The sequence below is a fragment of the Bacillus sp. OTU2372 genome (assembly GCF_038440275.1).
Lineage (GTDB): Bacteria > Bacillota > Bacilli > Bacillales > Cytobacillaceae > Neobacillus > Neobacillus bataviensis_B.
In genome coordinates this window covers 459,970-479,343 of sequence record NZ_JASATK010000001.1, presented here as the reverse complement: position 1 = coordinate 479,343, position 19,374 = coordinate 459,970, and the positions used below count along the sequence as shown (strand labels likewise).

At 38.2% G+C, this 19,374-nt stretch carries 22 protein-coding genes; 7 read left to right on the top strand and 15 right to left on the bottom strand.

Annotation, left to right across the window (positions count from 1 at the left end):
* Positions 1-14: 14 nt before the first annotated feature.
* Positions 15-1,223 carry an FtsW/RodA/SpoVE family cell cycle protein gene (locus tag AAHB15_RS02335; protein WP_335571318.1) on the bottom strand — a complete coding sequence of 403 codons (1,209 nt, stop codon included), beginning with the start codon at positions 1,221-1,223 and terminating at the stop codon, positions 15-17.
* A gap of 170 nt (positions 1,224-1,393) precedes the next feature.
* Complete coding sequence (locus tag AAHB15_RS02330) at positions 1,394-1,675, bottom strand: YlaN family protein (RefSeq protein WP_098527041.1); 282 nt, start codon at positions 1,673-1,675, stop codon at positions 1,394-1,396.
* Between the two features lie 287 nt (positions 1,676-1,962).
* Between AAHB15_RS02330 and AAHB15_RS02325 the strand changes: the two genes are divergently transcribed.
* Positions 1,963-2,460 (top strand): peptidyl-prolyl cis-trans isomerase, encoded by a 498-nt coding sequence (locus AAHB15_RS02325; protein ID WP_335571317.1) that lies wholly within the window; start codon positions 1,963-1,965, stop codon positions 2,458-2,460.
* 98 nt (positions 2,461-2,558) lie between these two features.
* Here AAHB15_RS02325 and AAHB15_RS02320 read toward each other — a convergent pair whose 3' ends face one another.
* Positions 2,559-3,887 carry a PhoH family protein gene (locus tag AAHB15_RS02320; RefSeq protein WP_098526982.1) on the bottom strand — a complete coding sequence of 443 codons (1,329 nt, stop codon included), beginning with the start codon at positions 3,885-3,887 and terminating at the stop codon, positions 2,559-2,561.
* Positions 3,888-4,097: 210 nt separating this feature from the next.
* Here AAHB15_RS02320 and AAHB15_RS02315 point away from each other — a divergent pair, with 210 nt between their 5' ends.
* On the top strand, positions 4,098-4,685 hold the full coding sequence (locus tag AAHB15_RS02315; protein ID WP_098526981.1) for a YhcN/YlaJ family sporulation lipoprotein: 588 nt from the start codon (positions 4,098-4,100) through the stop codon (positions 4,683-4,685).
* Between the two features lie 408 nt (positions 4,686-5,093).
* On the opposite strand, the gene AAHB15_RS02310 is transcribed toward AAHB15_RS02315, so the two are convergent.
* Positions 5,094-5,549 carry a pyridoxamine 5'-phosphate oxidase family protein gene (locus AAHB15_RS02310; protein ID WP_098526980.1) on the bottom strand — a complete coding sequence of 152 codons (456 nt, stop codon included), beginning with the start codon at positions 5,547-5,549 and terminating at the stop codon, positions 5,094-5,096.
* A gap of 168 nt (positions 5,550-5,717) precedes the next feature.
* Here AAHB15_RS02310 and AAHB15_RS02305 point away from each other — a divergent pair, with 168 nt between their 5' ends.
* A complete protein-coding gene (locus AAHB15_RS02305) occupies positions 5,718-5,918 on the top strand; it encodes a YlaI family protein (RefSeq protein ID WP_144562606.1) in 201 nt (66 codons plus the stop codon).
* Positions 5,919-6,024: 106 nt separating this feature from the next.
* On the opposite strand, the gene AAHB15_RS02300 is transcribed toward AAHB15_RS02305, so the two are convergent.
* The 3 genes from AAHB15_RS02300 to typA are packed head-to-tail and all read right to left on the bottom strand — an operon-like array spanning position 6,025 to position 8,505.
* Positions 6,025-6,315: a hypothetical protein gene (locus AAHB15_RS02300; protein ID WP_098526978.1), complete on the bottom strand. Its 291-nt coding sequence runs from the start codon at positions 6,313-6,315 to the stop codon at positions 6,025-6,027.
* A 1-nt stretch (position 6,316) separates the two neighbouring features.
* Positions 6,317-6,646: a YlaH-like family protein gene (locus AAHB15_RS02295; protein ID WP_176541004.1), complete on the bottom strand. Its 330-nt coding sequence runs from the start codon at positions 6,644-6,646 to the stop codon at positions 6,317-6,319.
* Between the two features lie 20 nt (positions 6,647-6,666).
* Complete coding sequence (gene typA / locus AAHB15_RS02290; RefSeq protein ID WP_335571316.1) at positions 6,667-8,505, bottom strand: translational GTPase TypA; 1,839 nt, start codon at positions 8,503-8,505, stop codon at positions 6,667-6,669.
* Between the two features lie 167 nt (positions 8,506-8,672).
* On the opposite strand from typA, the gene AAHB15_RS02285 reads away from it, so the two are divergent.
* Positions 8,673-8,858 (top strand): YlaF family protein, encoded by a 186-nt coding sequence (locus tag AAHB15_RS02285; RefSeq protein ID WP_342041686.1) that lies wholly within the window; start codon positions 8,673-8,675, stop codon positions 8,856-8,858.
* A gap of 211 nt (positions 8,859-9,069) precedes the next feature.
* Here the strand turns inward: AAHB15_RS02285 and AAHB15_RS02280 are convergent, their stop codons facing one another.
* Both AAHB15_RS02280 and AAHB15_RS02275 read right to left on the bottom strand, forming a co-directional pair.
* Positions 9,070-9,867 (bottom strand): inositol monophosphatase family protein, encoded by a 798-nt coding sequence (locus AAHB15_RS02280; protein ID WP_335571315.1) that lies wholly within the window; start codon positions 9,865-9,867, stop codon positions 9,070-9,072.
* A gap of 249 nt (positions 9,868-10,116) precedes the next feature.
* Positions 10,117-10,311, bottom strand: coding sequence for a hypothetical protein (locus AAHB15_RS02275; RefSeq protein ID WP_098526974.1), 195 nt, complete (start codon positions 10,309-10,311; stop codon positions 10,117-10,119).
* A 178-nt stretch (positions 10,312-10,489) separates the two neighbouring features.
* Between AAHB15_RS02275 and AAHB15_RS02270 the strand changes: the two genes are divergently transcribed.
* Positions 10,490-11,122 carry a YktB family protein gene (locus tag AAHB15_RS02270; protein ID WP_342041685.1) on the top strand — a complete coding sequence of 211 codons (633 nt, stop codon included), beginning with the start codon at positions 10,490-10,492 and terminating at the stop codon, positions 11,120-11,122.
* Positions 11,123-11,163: 41 nt separating this feature from the next.
* Here AAHB15_RS02270 and AAHB15_RS02265 read toward each other — a convergent pair whose 3' ends face one another.
* Positions 11,164-11,436 carry a UPF0223 family protein gene (locus AAHB15_RS02265; RefSeq protein WP_098526972.1) on the bottom strand — a complete coding sequence of 91 codons (273 nt, stop codon included), beginning with the start codon at positions 11,434-11,436 and terminating at the stop codon, positions 11,164-11,166.
* Between the two features lie 39 nt (positions 11,437-11,475).
* Complete coding sequence (locus AAHB15_RS02260) at positions 11,476-12,435, bottom strand: NAD(P)H-dependent flavin oxidoreductase (RefSeq protein ID WP_342041684.1); 960 nt, start codon at positions 12,433-12,435, stop codon at positions 11,476-11,478.
* Positions 12,436-12,642: 207 nt separating this feature from the next.
* Between AAHB15_RS02260 and AAHB15_RS02255 the strand changes: the two genes are divergently transcribed.
* Positions 12,643-14,115: an aminotransferase class I/II-fold pyridoxal phosphate-dependent enzyme gene (locus tag AAHB15_RS02255; protein WP_335571312.1), complete on the top strand. Its 1,473-nt coding sequence runs from the start codon at positions 12,643-12,645 to the stop codon at positions 14,113-14,115.
* Between the two features lie 52 nt (positions 14,116-14,167).
* Here AAHB15_RS02255 and AAHB15_RS02250 read toward each other — a convergent pair whose 3' ends face one another.
* A complete protein-coding gene (locus tag AAHB15_RS02250; protein ID WP_098526969.1) occupies positions 14,168-14,290 on the bottom strand; it encodes a GapA-binding peptide SR1P in 123 nt (40 codons plus the stop codon).
* A gap of 276 nt (positions 14,291-14,566) precedes the next feature.
* Between AAHB15_RS02250 and AAHB15_RS02245 the strand changes: the two genes are divergently transcribed.
* Entirely contained in the window at positions 14,567-15,001 is a 435-nt protein-coding gene (locus AAHB15_RS02245) for a DUF1885 family protein (protein ID WP_176541003.1), read from the top strand.
* Positions 15,002-15,560: 559 nt separating this feature from the next.
* On the opposite strand, the gene lpdA is transcribed toward AAHB15_RS02245, so the two are convergent.
* From lpdA to AAHB15_RS02230, 3 genes are all read right to left on the bottom strand, one after another.
* On the bottom strand, positions 15,561-16,976 hold the full coding sequence (lpdA, locus tag AAHB15_RS02240; protein WP_098526966.1) for a dihydrolipoyl dehydrogenase: 1,416 nt from the start codon (positions 16,974-16,976) through the stop codon (positions 15,561-15,563).
* 4 nt (positions 16,977-16,980) lie between these two features.
* Positions 16,981-18,282, bottom strand: coding sequence for a dihydrolipoamide acetyltransferase family protein (locus tag AAHB15_RS02235; protein ID WP_335571311.1), 1,302 nt, complete (start codon positions 18,280-18,282; stop codon positions 16,981-16,983).
* Between the two features lie 114 nt (positions 18,283-18,396).
* A complete protein-coding gene (locus AAHB15_RS02230) occupies positions 18,397-19,374 on the bottom strand; it encodes an alpha-ketoacid dehydrogenase subunit beta (protein ID WP_335571310.1) in 978 nt (325 codons plus the stop codon).

Sequence of the window (19,374 nt, the reverse complement as noted above, 5' to 3'; positions counted from 1 at the left end):
CCCCCGCGTTGTCATTAAAGATAATAAACCTTACCATCCTCAGTCTTTAACCTTTTGTCAGCTTGGCCTTGTTTATTTTTATATTTACTTTCATATTTCACAAACATCGAAACATTAACAAGTATACCCGTTGCTCCTGCAAGCATCAACAGCGATGACCCTCCATAACTGATAAAAGGAAGCGGTACACCGGTCAGTGGAATAATACCAGATACTCCTGCCAAGTTAATAAAAGACTGAATACCGATCATGCTAGATATACCAAACGCTAATAAACTGCCAAACGGGTCTTTACATTTCATTCCGATATGAATTCCCCGTAAAACGATATAGGAGAGAAGGAGAATAACAAAACCCACACCCCAAATTCCTAATTCCTCAGCGATGATCGCCATAATAAAGTCTGTGTGGGACTCTGGCAGATACCCTAACTTTTGAATACTTTTTCCTAGTCCCAGTCCGTTTACTCCGCCCGAACCAATCGCAATATACGAGTTGGCCAGATGGAAACCGGCATCTTTCACATATTTTTCATCAAACGGATTACCCATTACTTCAAAGCGGCTCATTTGTTCAGGTGAAAATATTTTTCCCCAGGAGACAAGAACAAGTGGCAGGAGTACAATGAGAACCATTAAAACTAATTTCCAGATTGTTTTAAAATTCATACCAGAAGCAATTATAATTGTTCCAGCAATGGCTGCAATAATAACAGCTGTTCCAAAGTCTGGCTGGGCCGCAATAAGCACACAGACGATAAAAAGATATACTAGAGGTGGAAGTACACCCTTATTGAACTGATTAATATAGGGTTGTTTTTTCGCATATACAGATGCCAAATAAATAATTACTCCCAGTTTTACAAATTCAGATGGCTGAAAAAGAAAGGAGCCGATTTGATACCAGCTTTGGGCATTGTTCTTTACTTGTCCAAAAACAAAAAGACCAAGCAAAGCTATAATTGACGCAATGACCATTGGGGCCAGAAACCATTTCGTATAATTCATTATTTTATAAGGAACAAGTGCGGTAATTAGAAATATTACAGTAAATACTAACAAAAATATCTTTTGCCTTTGATAGAAAAAATCAGGACTTACTTGGTATCTTTGAACGGCGTAGGCCATGCTTGCACTATAAATCATCACAAGTCCGAACGCGCATAGAAGGATGATGGCAATAATCAACGTATAGTCATATGATTTTAATATTTTTTTCAGCATTTAAAACGTCCTCATTTTCAAAAATTGATAGTATACCATTCTATTATAATAGAAAATACGTGGCATTACTTGAGGAAATTCTCCTTTGTTACAAGTTTTTAATAAAGAATATTCAAAATTAATAAAAAACTCAAACATTACGCTGTATTGTTTGAGTTCTTATTTATGCATTATTTTTTTAAGGATGCATCGTGTAGAGCTGACAATTCTCTCTCTAATTGGTCTAAAATTGTTTTTCCATCCTTAGCATCTATTAAGCCCAATCGCACAGCAAAGTCTATTTCTCTTGAAAGGCCAAACATTTGTGTATCCAATACCTCTTCATAAAGAGGACATTGAGGCATCGTGAGATTGTCCATTTGCACTTTGATAAGCTTTAATATCTTTTCAGCGTCAGCCTGGAGCAAGGCATAGGCTTTTTCATGGTGATTCACGATCATTTCAGACGCCAACATTGATCCCCCCATTTCAGAGCGATAATTCAACTTATCTATAAATTTTACCGTTTAGACCACAAAATTGCAAGAACAATGAAGGATATTCATAAAAGGGGTTACCTTTTATGACAACCTAGTCAAAAAAAGATATACTAAGAAAGCGGAATCCATTTATTCTTGTACTAAAATAACGGATTAATTTATTATTATAAGTACTCTTGTAAATTTGAGTTTTGAGTGGTAGTGGAAAGACATTTGACTAAAATTATATTTATGCAGATAAGACTTGAGGGGGATGGATGATGGAAAATATCTTAGCGATAGCAGGGAATGTAAAATTCACAATTACGCTTGATCCCGGTGTTTGGATTTTTGACGACCGCCGGGTTGATTTAACCACTTACTTTTCACAAGTAAAGGAGACAACCGATTCCGATGAGGCCTACACAAAAGCAGTTTCTAAACACTGGGATCGTGAAATAATGGAGGGGGCAATTTATCCTCCAACATTAAAAACTGAAAAGAAATTTGAAAAAGAAAAGGTATTGACTGGTACTTTCGGAATTCCATTTAAACCATTTTTGTTAAATTCGGAGCCAGCTCCTGATGCCAAAAGCTTAGTTGTCCAAACAGCAACGGAGGAAATAGAATTTCCACTAGAAACCGCATATGACTTTATTTTAGGTTATTCAAACAATGGTAAACCATTAACTTCTGATGGACCTGTCCATATATATTTTGGTGATGGCTCTAATCAGAATAATCCTATTAAAAGTATAACTGGCTTTACCATTAAATAAGAGAGAAATTGTACACCCTGCCTAAACGGGTGCCTGTTGGCACCCGTTTTAGACACGTCCTGCTCCAGGGTGTGATCAAGGTGCTTCCGCTTTTGGTCCTATAATAAGTCGGCAGCCAATCGGGCTAGACCTGATCGTTCCCCTTTTAACAGCTTTACATGTCCGGAAATTTCCTGATCCTTAAACTTTTCCACTACATAAGTTAATCCATTGTTATAGGCATCTAAATATGGATGGTCAATCTGTTCAGGGTCCCCCATTAACACAATCTTACTGCCCTCTCCTACCCTTGTTAAAATCGTCTTCACTTCATGTTTGGTTAAGTTTTGGGCTTCGTCAATAATGATAAACTGCTTTGGCAGACTTCGACCGCGGATATATGTTAATGCCTCCACCTCGATCGAGCCCATCCCGGCTAGAATCGCATCTAGTTCACCCGGCTTTTTCGTATTAAATAAATATTCTAAGTTATCATAAATTGGCTGCATCCAAGGTCTAAGTTTCTCTTGTTTTTCTCCAGGCAAGAAACCGAGATCTTTTCCCACTGGAACGATCGGTCTTGCCACCAAAAGCTTTTTATATTCTCTAAAATCTTCTGTTTGCATTAGCCCCGAAGCAAGTGCAAGCAATGTTTTTCCTGTCCCAGCTTTACCGGTTAATGTAACAAGCGGGATATCCTTGCGCAGCAATAATTCGATTGCCATCGTCTGCTGTACATTTCGAGAGTGTATCCCCCATACATGTTCTTGATTTAACGTTAATTTTTTTACCTTCTTACTCGTTTTATCGACCATGCCAATGGCGGAAGCAGAACTGCCGAGTACATCTTTCATGATTAGGAATTGATTCGGATAGAACGGGTGGTTAGCTACCTCAGATAGTGATAATTCTCCTTTTTCGTAAAAACGGCCTAGCAATTCAATTGGTAGTAGCAATTCAAAAAAACCTGTATATATATGTTCCACTTCGACTACTCTGTCATTCAAAAAATCCTCTGCTGTAAGTCCAATCGCATCTGCTTTTACACGAACTAATGCATCTTTACTAACAATTATTACGGGCTTGCCATTTTCCTTCGCTTGTTCCTCTAAGTATAAATTCTTTGCCACCGCCAGAATGCGATTATCATTTGTTTTTTCTACGAATATGTCTTGAAGTTCGTGAAAAGAGCGGTGGTTTAATTCAATCCTAATGGTTCCCCCATTCTCAAGAGGAATTTTTTCATGAAGTTTCCCTGCTGCCCTTAGTCCATCGATTAAACGCGATACCTGTCTTGCATTCCTTCCAACTTCATCCATATATCTTTTCTTTGAGTCCACTTCTTCAAGGACCACTGCCGGAATCACGACTTCATTATCTTCAAACGAATAAATGGAATACGGGTCTTGGAGCAAGACATTTGTATCTAACACGTATATTTTACTCAAAGCAACGCCTCCTGGTTCACTGGTGTATGGCTTGTTAAATTAGTTTCAACAACCCTTTGCTAGATTGGACTTTGGTAAAATATATGTTTATTGGAATAAAGATAGAAGACGTTCCGCACAATAATTGTTATTAAGACAATAAAACTTCTATGAGAGTCTACTGTTCAAGCCCATTTAACCATTAATTTATTATCTTGGAGGTGGATTATAATGAAAATGATTCTTTTAACAACAGTCATTAGTTTACTATTAACAGGCTGTAATACCGCTGATCATAATGAGAATGCAAAAAACAGCAACCAGCTAGTAAACGTGAAAAACAGTTATATTAACAATGTAGACCAGAAGTCTGGGCAGGAAATTTCCAAACGTCTTGTTGAGCTCGCCACTAGTATCCCAAATGTGTCAGATGCAACTGCAGTAGTTTTAGGAAACTATGCCATTGTCGGAATTGATGTCAATGCGAAAATTGATCGGTCACAGGTTGGGTCCATTAAGTATTCTGTTGCAGAAAGTTTAAGAAAAGATCCATATGGGGCTAAAGCTATTGTTGTCGCAGATGCAGACACCAATCAGCGTTTACGGGAAATACAGGCGGATATTAAAAAAGGCAGGCCTATACAAGGAATTATGGAGGAACTCGCAGATGTCGCAGGACGGTTGATTCCGGAAGTACCGGGCGATTTAATTACTCCAAGCCCTAAGAATGCAACCGAAAAACCAGATCAAAAACTCAAGGGCAATGAAGAAAAGAAACTAAACAAAGAGCAGGAAGACCAGTCCAATCACTATAAGTAAGTAAATAAGAAAAGCGCAAGCGCATTTGTCAGCCCCGATATAGGGCGACTTGTCGACTGGCCAGCGAAAGCAAGGCCAGAGACTAGTCGCCCTTAATGCGTACAGAAAGCAATAGCTTTCTGTAGCCAAGCATAAGCCAATCCGTCCGAAAGGTTGCTTTTTAACCTTTTGGACGGATTGACCTAAATGTGGAGGCGACTGCCCTGGGACGAAGGCATAAGACTGCCCCTGCAAGAAGGCGCTTTTTGCCTTCTTCAGGGGTTGGCTTAGACTTGCGTCCCAAGGAGCCGCAACTGGATAAGCTGTAGACCATCGAGGGGCTAGGCGCTGGAGCTAGACAATTCTCAAAGTCAAAAACTTTTATACTTTCTTATCTTAAGAACAAAAGAAAAAAAAGCTTAGTTTTCACTAAGCTTTTTTCATTGCATCCATAACTTGATTATCGAGCCTCTCAGCCGCTTTCTTATCATATGTTTTATCATATTGGACTTCAGTAACGATTTTCGAACCGTAAAACATAACGTCTCTCACTTCATTAATCGTTACTTCTACCAAAGCCAGCTTTAGTGGAACTCCAGGTAATCGTTCTTCTTTAACACTTGCTTCCCCTTGAATCGAGTATGTAGATTCATTTGCAATTAAATTAATCACAACGTTTTTATTGTTATTGATATTTTCTAAAATCCGGGAACGATTATCAACAGCAAAATAGATAATCCCTTCGTTTTTAGCCAACACCCAGGAAATCGCACTAACATTTGGCCCCCCTGTTTCATAATCAACAGTTGCCAAAGTTACGAATCGTTCTTTTTGCAGTTCATCAAATAATGGCTTGATAAGTTTCGGTTCTACTTGATTTGCCATTTTTACACAACCCCTTTATTCATTCCTTTAAAAACAGATAATCTCATATTACTACTATCCCTATTTTTCATCAACTCTAACCAATTGATTTACCAGTTGTTGTTTTATCATGGTATACTATATTACAAACATTCTGTTATTCGAAAGAAGAATTAAAGAGGTGCTTGAATGAGAGTAAAATGTGTGATTTGCGATAAGATTGAACCAATAGACGATGAATCCTTAATTGCAAAACGACTTCGGAATCGTCCCATTCATACATATATGTGTCATGACTGCAGTACTAGAATTACCGAAAAAACCAATGCGCGAATCGATTCAGGCAATTTCCACCTATACCGTCCAAAATCGGATAAGGATGAATGGTGATAGGAATAGTGAATCAAATGCAAAAACGCTTGTATACTCAACGTATACAAGCGTTTTTTTTGTTTGAAAAATGTATAGCTTCAGTGCATAGGGCTTCCGTTTTCTTTTAATCAATCGGATAGTCCTTATACTTTTCAGGTTCCTGATTAATTTGATTGATCATGATTTCAATTAATTCGCGGGGATAACGTCTCTTTTTTATTTCTTCTCCCTGTTGATATGAAATATAATACATCAAATCATCTTTTGTCGTTTCGATATTCGAGACAGAATGTTGTGCAGTGAGTATCTCTTCAAAGAAATCCCGTGTCTCAACCGCTGCTTTGTCATCAGGACGGACATCACAAACCACTTTTATGGTTAGCCAATTATAAAGTGCATCCTGTAATGATTGCATTTTACTCTCCCCCTGTGACTCCGCTATTTGACTGTTTTTTAGTTTGGTGGAGGCGGATTTTATAAATAATCAATAGTAACGCCGCGACACCTAACCCTTCTGCAATTGGTAATGCGTATGAGAAAAACAACATTAATACGCAGCCAACACAAAGGCTGAAATAAATCACAATATTTTTACCAAGGGGCAGCTTTTTTGCAAAACCTAGGCGATATACAATAACTGATAATACAACAATAAAAATATACTGTAAGAGGACACCAGTTTTTATATCGTTCGTAAGTTCAATAAAGAATCTTAAACTTGGGGAGAAAGATCTTAATTCTTCCACGGGTTTGCACCTCTCAATACTTAACTCAATTCAGCATATTTTTTCTTTTTAGCCATTCTTTCCCGTTCATTTTTATCAAGAATTTTCTTTCTTAAACGAATGGATTCAGGTGTGACTTCACAATATTCGTCGTCATTTAAGTACTCAAGTGATTCTTCTAACGTCATAATCCTAGGTTTTTTAATAACAGACGTCTGATCTTTGTTTGCAGAACGAACATTGGTCGCTTGTTTTACCTTCGTGATATTAACAGTAATGTCGTTTTCACGAGTATGCTCCCCAACGATCATTCCTTCATATATTTCTGTACCAGGTTCAACGAAGATAGTACCACGATCTTCAACCTGCATAATTCCATAAGTGGAGGCTTTTCCAGATTCCATTGAAACAAGAACCCCTTGACGTCTTCCGCCCACCTGTCCTTGAAGCATTGGCTGATAGCTGTCAAATGTATGATTAATAATTCCATAACCACGTGTCATCGTTAAAAATTCCGTAGTATAACCGATCAAACCGCGTGCTGGAACATTAAAGATTAAACGCACTTGACCTGATCCATTATTAATCATATCAATCATTTCGCCTTTGCGTGCTCCAATTGATTCCATTACTGACCCGGTATGTTCTTCAGGAACATCAATTTGAACACGTTCTACTGGCTCACAACGAACTCCATCAATTTCTTTTACAATTACTTCTGGTTTTGAAACTTGAAGCTCGTAGCCTTCGCGACGCATATTTTCGATTAAAATAGATAAATGGAGCTCACCACGGCCAGAAACAATCCATGCATCCGGTGAATCTGTATTTTCTACCCGTAAGCTTACATCTGTCTGCAATTGAGCACGTAGTCTTTCTTCAATCTTTCTTGAAGTCAAGTACTTACCTTCTCTACCTGCAAATGGGCTGTTGTTAACAACAAAGGTCATTTGTAATGTAGGTTCATCAATTCTTAAGATCGGTAATGCTTCTTGGTGTTCAACCGGACAAACGGTTTCACCAACATTAATGTCCTCCATACCAGAAACTGCAATTAGGTCACCTGCTTTTGCTTCTTCCACTTCTTGACGTTTTAATCCAAAGAAGCCGAAGATTTTGGTAACACGGAATTGCTTAACAGAACCATCCACCTTCATAAGGGCAACCTGCTGTCCTACTTTCATTGTTCCACGGAATACACGTCCGATTCCGATACGACCTACATAATCATTATAATCAAGCAATGCTACTTGGAACTGAAGCGGCTCATCACTATTATCGACTGGTGCCGGGATATGTTCCACAATCGCATCATATAATGACTTCATGTTTTCGTCTTGTTTCTCCGGATCAGTACTTGCCGTACCATTGATCGCAGAGGCATAAACAACTGGGAACTCAAGCTGGTCTTCATTCGCACCAAGCTCAATAAATAAATCTAATACTTCATCAATTACTTCTAATGGACGGGCAAAATCACGGTCAATTTTATTGACAACAACAATTGGGGTTAAGTTTTGTTCTAAAGCCTTCTTTAAGACAAAACGTGTTTGCGGCATACAGCCTTCATAGGCATCAACAACAAGCAGTACTCCATCAACCATCTTCATGATCCGTTCTACTTCGCCGCCGAAGTCAGCATGTCCTGGTGTATCCAAGATGTTAATTCGGGTATCTTTATATTGGATCGCTGTATTTTTGGCAAGGATCGTGATTCCGCGTTCTCTTTCTAAATCATTGGAATCCATTGCACGTTCTTCCACATGCTCATTGGAACGAAATGTTCCCGATTGTTTTAGCAGTTGGTCTACCAACGTTGTTTTACCATGGTCAACGTGGGCAATAATCGCTATATTACGTATATCATTTCTTATATTCAAAAAATTCCACTCCTACCTTTATTCAAGAAATTGTTTTTAATTATAGTTTTTCATATACAACTAAAACATTATACCACAAATAAAGTGGAAACCTGAAATGATTTTATGTAAAATAAAAATAACATAGCAATTCTAATGTGTTTGAAAAGAAAAAGGGGTATGTACAGATGAAACATGTAAAATGGCCTTTACTCATTTATGCGATCCTTGCAGCAGCCAGTATCGTAGGAATCGGAATTGCAATTAGTGAACAAAGTATAATTGGGGGCCTCGGCAGTATTGTGGCTGTGATTGTTATTATGGGAATGGGTTTTAAAACAAAAAGAAAAATGCGTGAAAACGGAGAATTATAAGAAAAGCGCAAGCGCCTTGGTCAGCCCCGACAAGCATAAGTCGCTCAGGGAAAGAAGGCGTTCTTTGCCTTCATTCCCTGAGTGGCTTATGACCTCGAGGGGCTAGGCGCTGGAGCTAGACAATTCTCGAAGTCAAAAACTTTTATACTTTCTTATCTTGTAAAATAAAAGCCTGGGCTACCCCAGGCTTCTATTTTTATAAGATGCAGCGCTACCACTCGCCGCCTTTTAAATAATCATTTAAAATTGTCTGGTGAAGCCCTGGTTTGGCAGCGAATAATGAATTTTTCGAAAGAAAATCAAGTTTTTCCCCTCGTAAATTCGTTACTACTCCTCCAAGTTCTTCTAAAATAACTGCACCCGCTGCAACATCCCACGGTGCAAGACGCATAGAGAAATAAGCATCTACCCTTCCAGTTGCTAAAAATACCAGTTCAAGGGCTGCAGTTCCATAAGACCGCGTCCCCCTGGCTTCTTTTACTAATGGAATCAACAGATTATGGTCAATTCTTTTATTTTCAACAACCCATGTAGCATTTAGGGCAAGAATGGATTCTTTAACTGTAGTTTCTTTAAGCACGGGTATTGGTTTTCCATTTATGTATGCACCTTTTCCACGTATTGCGTGGTATAACTCATCATGGACAACATCATAAATGAGCCCTATTTTACCTATGCCATTCTCATAAACCCCGATCGATATGGCAAAATTCCTTTGCTGGTGAATAAAATTCATCGTACCGTCAATCGGATCGATTAACCAGACGACTCCTTCAAGGCTGTGAAGTTCATCCCCAAAACCCTCTTCGCCCATAATTTTATGCTCCGGATAAACCTCTTTAATATGTTGGATAAAAAATTGCTCAATTTCTCTATCAATATTTGTCACTAAATCATTAGGATTTGATTTCGTTTCAATATTTAATTTTGTCTTAAAGGATAAACGGATTTTCTCTCCTGCTTGTTTAACCCACTGCTTTGCATGGGTATCAATAATTTCCCAATTCATATTCTTCCTCCATTCTTTCTATTATTCAATGTATGTAGTATGAAGCTTGATTATTAATTTGATGTACTTATAGCTTAATCAAATTAGCCTGCCACAGCAACTTTTTACCAAATGATCGTTCAACTAATCACACATCTGCACAATAATAAACGAACTCCCCTTATTCTCATTTGGAGTTCGTTCAAATCAAGCGATAAATTATTTCTCCATGGTTCATTCCAACTTTGTGCTCCTTAGATTATAAATCGATCAAAAAGCCTTTAACCGTAATAATTCCAAGCGGATTTTTTCTAATTTTTGCTTGCACTCTTTCATTTTCTTTTCATTTTTGTCTTCAATTGCCTCAAATAATGTAGCCAATTCATAATCCATTTCTAATCTTAATACAGCTGTTCTTTCTTTTTCAGTCGCTTTTTTTAGGGATGTATTCATTAATTGCTTCACCTAGCAGCGCCCCCTTTCCTTGTTTTTACTAATTTTTCTGATTTTTTGTTTTACTGTATAATATGAACCACCTTGATATGTTGCAACAAATATGTGCACTAACCCAGTCGAGCAACAAACTTCTTCGATTTTCTGTCTTATGCTACAATAATTGACAAACTGTTGTGGAGGTAACTAAATGGATTTCGGCGGATTTACAAATGAGGATTTTAATGTTTTTTTAATAGATGGATTAGAAGCACGAATGGAAGCTTTAAAAAATACGGTTCGACCTAAACTTGAACAACTAGGGGAATACTTTGCACCTACATTATCTGCCCTGACAGGAGATGAAATGTTCGTCCATGTTGCCAAACATGCTAGACGGACGATAAACCCTCCTAAGGATACATGGGTAGCTTTTGCTAGTAATCCCCGTGGCTATAAAATGCTCCCCCATTTCCAAATTGGATTATGGAATACACATTTATTTGTTTGGTTTGCAGTCATTTATGAAGCACCACAAAAAGAAATGATCGGTGAACGCTATATCAAAAAAGCAGCAAAAATATACAAGGAAATTCCAAAAGAGTTTTCATGGTCTTTAGACCATACCAAGCCTGATACCATTAAACATCAAAAGATAACAAAAGCTGATTTATCAGCTCAATTCGAACGATTAAAGACCGTTAAAAAGGCTGAATTATTATGTGGTTACACGATAGATAGAGATCAAGTAATTGGATTAAGTGCTGATGGATTATTAACGCAAATTGAGGATGTATTTAATAAAGTTGCACCTCTTTATAAAATTGCTTTAAATATAAAATAAATAAAGAAAACTCCCGCATGTTTAGATGGGAGTTTTCTTTGTTATTTCATGATAATTTTCTCTCCAGCGGAGGCCTCTTTTGCTTTTTTAATGGTTCGATACGAAGAATAACCGCTTATTTCTTCGAATTCACCACAAAGCGTTTTCTCCTCTGCTTTGCTTGGAACAATTTCTTTGAACCGACGATATGCTTTCATAACCTCATCTCGTTCAATCCCTTTTTCATATGCACTCTCAATTGCTTCAAAAAATTTTATTACATCGACGATTTCTTCCGTTGACCAATTATAATCAATGGGATATTGATATTCCATACACTCACCTGCTTCTCTATGTTAATGTGTATAATACCTCTATTTTCCCCATTTTGCACGAATTTGTTCCGCCTCTTTCTTCATCCGATTAAAGAGCTCAGCAACCGTAGGCACATCCTTAATCATCCCCATAACATGACCTGCCCAAGCAAACCCTTCAGCGGTTTCACCATCATATATGTACCGTTTATTGGCATCTCCACTAATAAAACTTTTGAGCTGCTCATAATCCCCATTCTTCCGTTCGATTTCAAGGATTTTTTCTGTCCAGCTATTGGCAATGGCTCTTCCTGGTGCTCCCAGTGTTCTTTTGATGACCACAGTATCACTTTCCGTTCCCTCAACTAAGCTTCGTTTATAAGCTTCATGCGCGTGAACACAGTCCTTGGTCGCGATAAACCGTGTTCCCATCTCAATTCCCTCAGCGCCTAAACTAAGGGCTGCCATTAGTCCCCTTCCATCCCCTATTCCTCCTGAAGCAATGACAGGGATGGACACAGAGTCCACTACTTGAGGGATTAAGACAAGTGTACCGATATCGTCTCTGCCAAGATGTCCGCCGCCTTCCTGGCCGACCACCATCACTGCATCGGCACCTAACTCTTCTGCTTTTATAGCCTGTCTTCTTGCTGCTACAAGCACGAGAGTTTTGATGTTTGTCCCCTTTAGTTGTTCAAAAATAGGAGCAGGATTTCCACCAGTCATAGATACAACAGGTACTTCCTCTTCAATTGCAACCTGTAAGAAATCTGCAAATGACCTTCCGTGCTGACCAATGGCAAAATTAACACCAAATGGTTTATTGGTTAATTGCTTTACTTTTTTAATCTCTTCCCTTAACAATTCAGGATTAGGCAGAGACATGGCCGTAATTTGTCCAAGCCCTCCTGCGTTTGAAACAGCAGCCGCTAAGTCTGAATAAGCTAAATAAGCTAACCCCCCTTGGATAACCGGAAACTCAATGTTTAACAAATCAGTAATTCGTGTATGCCAATTCAATTAAAACCCTCCTTCTAGTTAATAAATTGTTAATTCGTCTTAAAAGGTTAATTTTCCTTTCTTTATGAGAAACTAACTATAGTTAAAATAGGTAAAGTTAAATTTAAATCCTTTAAAATACTATGAAATAATGCTATAATTTCCTTTGTTTTATGTCGAATATAGACGAATAATCTGAGTATTTTTTATAAAGAGGTGTATTTACCATTGTCACAAGAACAAACACCGTTATTTAGCGGTTTAGTAGCACATGCGAAAAGAAACCCAATTCAATTCCACATTCCCGGCCATAAAAAAGGCGCTGGAATGGATACAGAATTCCGCCAATTTATTGGTGATAATGCCTTGTCCATAGACTTAATTAATATCGGTCCTCTTGATGATTTACATCAGCCAAAAGGAATCATTAAACAAGCTCAAGATTTAGCTGCAGAAGCTTTTGGAGCCGATCGAACTTTTTTTTCCGTGCAGGGAACCAGCGGTGCTATTATTGCCATGATTATGGCGGTATGCGGACCTGATGATAAAATTATTGTCCCTAGAAATGTTCATAAATCCATCATGTCTGCAATTGTTTTTTCTGGAGCAATTCCAGTTTTTATTCACCCGGAAATTGATAAAGAATTAGGAATCTCACACGGAATTACCACCGATTCAGTTGAAAGAGCCTTAAAACAGCACCCAGATGCGAAAGCCATTTTGGTCATTAACCCAACCTACTTCGGTATTTCTGCAGACCTAAAGAAAATTGTTGAAATTGCTCATTCCTATCATGTTCCCGTTTTGGTCGATGAAGCACATGGTGTCCATATACATTTCCATGATCAGCTGCCACTATCAGCTATGCAGGCAGGGGCAGATATGGCAGCGACAAGTGTTCATAAATTGGGTGGATCCATGACCCAGAGCTCCATTCTTAATGTAAGAGAAGGACTTGTTTCGGCAAAGCATGTGCAATCGATTTTAAGCATGCTTACAACTACTTCTACATCCTATTTACTGCTAGCTTCACTAGATGTAGCACGTAAACAACTGGCAACAAAGGGCAAACAGTTAATTGATAAAACCATTAAGTTATCTCAATCGATTCGGAAGAGAATTAATGAAATCGACCACATCCATTGCGTTGGTGAAGAGATACTAGGATCTAAAGCTACTTTTGATTATGATCCGACGAAACTCATTATTTCAGTTAAAGATTTAGGCTTAACTGGTTATGAAGTAGAAAAATGGTTAAGAGAAAAACATAATATTGAGGTTGAATTATCAGACCTTTATAACATCCTTTGTATTGTTTCACTAGGAGATACAGAGACAGAAGCTGACATTTTAGTTAATGCCTTAAATGAGCTTGCAGTCGAATGTGAGCATCGTGTTGGGCAAATTGAACCTATCGAAGTTCTCCTTCCTGAAATTCCGGTCCTTGCGCTTACACCAAGAGATGCATTTTATTCAGAAACAGAGGTTGTTCCTTTTGAAGAATCAGAAGGCCGAATTATCGCAGAGTTTGTAATGGTGTACCCGCCTGGTATTCCAATCTTCATTCCAGGTGAAATTATCACTAAGGAAAATCTGCACTATATACGTAAAAACCTTGAAGTCGGTTTACCTGTTCAAGGTCCTGAAGATGATGAAATTAAAACAATTCGTGTCATAAAAGAATATAAAGCTATCCAATAAAAAGTCAAAAAAAATAGGATTCCCAAGTGGAATCCTTTTTTATTTTAGCGTATTATACTTCTTCGTCATGTTTGTGTTCATCGCAGCAATTGCATTTAGAATAGAGCACGGTTACTTTTTCATCTTCAAAATGATCAATAGTAGAATTACATGTTTGGCATACAAGAGTACCCATTTGTTCCATCCCCTTTTCTTTTGAATGATCATAAATTTGAAACGCTTTCTAATATCCTTAATTCAATAATAATATATCACATTAAACATTTCAAGCCTAAATTGTATGTCACATTAAAAAATATTAGTTAAAAATAAACCTATTTTAGGTATTATCTAGATCTTAATAAAATATATAGAATAGTTCGCTATTTATTTAATGTTTAATGTTGTCAGAGCTTTTTAATCAGTGCTAGAATAGAATTGCAAAAACTTGGACGAAAAAGGGGGAATGGTGATGGCTGTAAATGCATTTATTAAACTCGTGCCCTCATCTGGTAAACAATCAATCACAATCGAAGAAGTAAAAGAATTATTTCATTATTATAAAAATATAACAGCAAAAACAGGTGACCAATTAAACTGGCAGTACGGGGAATCAGCATTTCCATATGATATAAAAGAAACAGAATCAAGTAAGGGAAAGGCATTTTATTTGCATTCTGACCACGAACGCTACAATGCCATTTTAATTGGTGTTGATAAGGAAACTGTAAAAGAGGAAGATGGCACAGAAAGAGTGCAGCAATACATACAAGTAACATTACCGGAACAATCGACACATGGAGATAAAGGAAAGGCGAATGAATTCTGCAAATTCCTTGCCAAAAAACTACAAGGAGAACTTCACCTCTTTAATGACAGAGTCATGTACTATTATCCAAGAAAATAAGACTGAAAAAGACTCCAACTCTCGGGCGGGGTCTTTTTAGTGTACAAAAAGAGCCAGAGTATAATGGATAGATGTATATATCACCAGGCTTAGGGCTGTAATAAACAGTGTTTTTCTCACTGATTTGGTCACATAGTTACCTAGCATTAATGCCAGGTAAAAAAACACAAAAAACATCATTACCTTATAAATGAGTTGATCGTGCTTTGAAAGCCATTCAATGAGTGTATAACCGCTCCAAATAATAAATTGTAATATAATCACGAGATAGACCTTCATTTTTATCACCACGCAAAAGACATTGATCTTTTAGTTAAGAACAAAGACATTGGCTAGTGTTTTAAATATATGTTCCATTTTAAGCAGTTAGAGATAATTATTGAATTCTTTTAGAGTCTCTCCTCCTAATTAAAGATTTAATACTAGATAAATTCGCTACTAATGAATAAAGTCCTTTCCCATTTCGGGAAAGGACTTCACTAATATTATAATTTATATCAAGGTCTTTCGGAATTTTCCAGGCTATACGCCGCTGACCAGGTCGTATGCACTTTTCCTATTACTTAATAATATGAATTGGAGTTCCAAGAACCACTTCAGCAGCTTCCATGGTAATTTCTCCAAGAGTTGGGTGAGCATGGATAGTAAGTGCTAAATCTTCTGCTGTCATACCAGTTTCAATTGCTAATCCTAATTCAGCAATCATATCTGAAGCACTCGCCCCAGCTATTTGAGCACCAATAACTACTCCATCTTCTGCGCGAGTGATTAATTTCATAAATCCTTCGCTGCTATCAAGAGATAACGCACGGCCATTTGCAGCAAATGGGAATTTCGCCGCTTTGACCTTAATGCCTTCTTCTTTAGCTTGAGCCTCTGTATATCCAACAGAAGCTAATTCTGGGTCAGAGAATACAACTGCAGGAATGCCTAAGTAATCAATTTCTGATGGATGTCCAGCAATTGCTTCTGCCGCAATTTTCGCTTCATAAGAAGCTTTATGTGCTAATTGAGGACCTGCAACAACATCACCAATTGCATAAATATTGCTGATATTTGTACGACATTGCTTGTCAATTTCAATTAATCCACGTTCGCTTAAATTAATGCCAACCTGCTCTAAGCCCATTTCATCCGTGTTTGGACGGCGTCCAACCATGACGAATACATAGTCAGCTTCAATTTGCTTCGCTTCACCTTTTACTTCAAATTTTACTACTACACCATTTTCAGTTTCTTCTACACCCTTAGCAAATGCATTTGTATAGAATTCTGCGCCTCTTTTTTGCATTGTGCGCTTAACTAGTGAAGCCATCTGCTTATCAAATACACCAAGACCTAAAATCTCGTCAGCACCTTCTAAGATGGTCACTTGGCTGCCAAAGTTTGCATATGCACCGCCAAGTTCAATCCCAATAACACCGCCGCCAATAACAACGATTTTTTCAGGGATTTCATTTAAATTAAGGGCACCTGTTGAATTTAGAACGCGTTTAGAATATTTAAAAGCTGGCAATTCAATTGGACGAGAACCAGTTGCAATAATTGCATTTTTAAATGTATAAGTCTGAGCGGAATTTTCATCCATTACACGTAAAGTATTGGCATCAACAAAATATGCTTCCCCACGCGCAATGTTAACTTTATTTCCTTTTAAAAGTCCTTCAACACCGCCAGTTAATTTTTTAACGATTCCTGATTTGAATTCTTGAACCTTAGAAAAATCAACTTTTACGTTTTCAGCAGTAATACCGAATGATTCTGAATGTACCGCTGTTTCATAACGATGTCCTGCAGCAATCAATGCTTTAGATGGAATACAGCCCACATTTAAACATACGCCGCCTACATATTCCTTTTCAACAATCGTTACTTTTTGTCCTAACTGAGCGGCACGGATCGCTGCTACATATCCTCCAGGGCCCGCACCGATAACTATAGTATCTGTTTCAATTGGGAAATCTCCAACTACCATTTTCTTACGCCTCCATTAACAATAGTTCTGGATCGTTTAATAAACGTTTAATATGATTCATTGCATTTTGCGCAGTCGCACCATCGATCATACGGTGATCAAAACTTAAAGATAAAGCTAATACAGGTGCAGCTACAATTTCACCATTGCGAACGATTGGCTTTTCAGCAATACGGCCTACACCCAAGATAGCTACTTCCGGATGGTTAATTACTGGAGTAAACCATTGGCCGCCTGCAGATCCAATGTTAGAAATTGTGCAAGATGCACCTTTCATTTCATTTGGAGCAAGTTTACCATCACGAGCTTTACCAGCTAATTCGTTAATTTCATTCGAAATAGTAAATACAGATTTACGGTCAGCATCTTTTACAACCGGAACTAAAAGACCTTTTTCTGTATCAGCAGCGATACCAATGTTGTAATAATGCTTATGAATAATTTCACTTGTCGCATCGTCAAGAGATGTATTTAGTACTGGGAACTCTCTTAATGCACTGGTTAATGCTTTTACGATATATGGTAAGAAGGTAAGCTTGATACCTTTTGCAGCTGCAACTTCTTTGAACTTTTTACGGTGTGCCACAAGCTTAGCTACATCGATCTCATCCATTAATGTAACGTGTGGAGCAGTGTGCTTAGAGTTAACCATTGCTTTTGCAATTGCCTTGCGGATACCGCTCATTTTTTCACGTGTTTCAGGATATTCACCTTGTGGAATTGGAGCAGCAGCTTTTGGTGCTTCTGTCTTAGCTTCTTCTGCAGCAGTTGCTGTTACATCTGCAGCAGGAGCAGCTGCACCGCCGCTTAAGAACGCATCAATATCAGTCTTTAGAACACGGCCGTTTTCTCCAGAACCTGTTACTAAACGAATTTCTACACCTTTTTCACGAGCATATTTACGGACAGAAGGCATAGCAATTACACGACGATTAGGATCTGCCTCAGCTTGTGGAGCCGCGGCTGCTGGAGCTGCATTCTCTTGTGCTGGTGCTGCAGCAGGAGCCTCAGCTTGCTTAGGAGCTTCCTCAGCATGATCATCACCTTTAAATTGTAGGTTTTCGTATCCTGGCGCATCAAAAGTAACTAGAACTTGCCCAACTGTTGCAACAGTTCCTTCTCCAACAAGCACTTCTTGAACAGTACCCTCTACTGGGGATGGAATTTCAACTACCGCTTTATCATTTTGAATTTCACATAGGACATCATCTTCTTGGACTTTATCACCTGGTTTAACAAACCATTTGACGATTTCACCTTCGTGAATACCTTCACCGATATCAGGCATTTTAAATTGGAATGACACAGAGATTCATCTCCTATTTTTCATATATTTTTAGGAATCTTAAGTAAGCATTGGGAAAAGAATGTCTTTTCCCAAATGTAATGATTTTCTACAACAATCTTACAAAAGCGTTTATTAGAAAGTTAATACTTTTTTAGCAGTCTCAATAACATCTTTATAGTTAGGAAGCCATACTGATTCAGCTTGTGGGAACGGGAATACAGTATCTGGAGCAGCAACGCGTAATACAGGAGCTTCCAAGCTTAAAATAGCACGATCGTTAATTTCTGCAACAACATGTGCTGCGACACCAGCTTGTTTTTGTGCTTCTTGAACAACAATTGCACGGCCAGTTTTTTCAACAGATGAAACAATTGTCTCAATATCAATTGGACTTACAGTACGTAAATCAATAACTTCTGCAGAATAACCTTCTTTTTCTAGCTCTTCCGCAGCTTTTAATGACTCATGGACCATTGCACCGTAAGTAATAATGGATACATCAGTACCTTCGCGTTTCACTTCAGCTTTTCCTAGTGGAATGGTATATTCCTCTTCAGGAACTTCTTGACGGAATGAACGGTATAATTTCATATGCTCAAGAAAAATAACAGGGTCATTGTCACGGATGGCCGAAATAAGCAGACCTTTTGCATCATAAGGAGTTGCTGGAATAACAACCTTGACGCCAGGAGTTTGAGCCATAAGTCCTTCTAAGCTGTCCGCGTGCATATCAGGAGTATGTACGCCTCCGCCAAATGGTGAGCGAATTGTTACAGGAGCACTATATCTTCCTCCTGAACGATAGCGTTGACGAGCTAATTGACCTGCAATGGAGTCCATTACTTCAAATACAAAGCCAAAAAATTGGATTTCTGGAACTGGACGGAATCCTTGTAAGGTTAGACCTACTGCTAAACCACCGATTCCTGATTCAGCTAGGGGCGTGTCAAATACACGGTCTTCGCCAAATTCCTGGTGCAGCCCTTCAGTTGCACGGAATACACCACCGTTTACGCCTACGTCTTCACCGAAAACTAACACATTCGGATCATTACGTAATTCCGTACGTAATGCATCTGTAATTGCTTGAATCATTGTCATTTGAGCCAT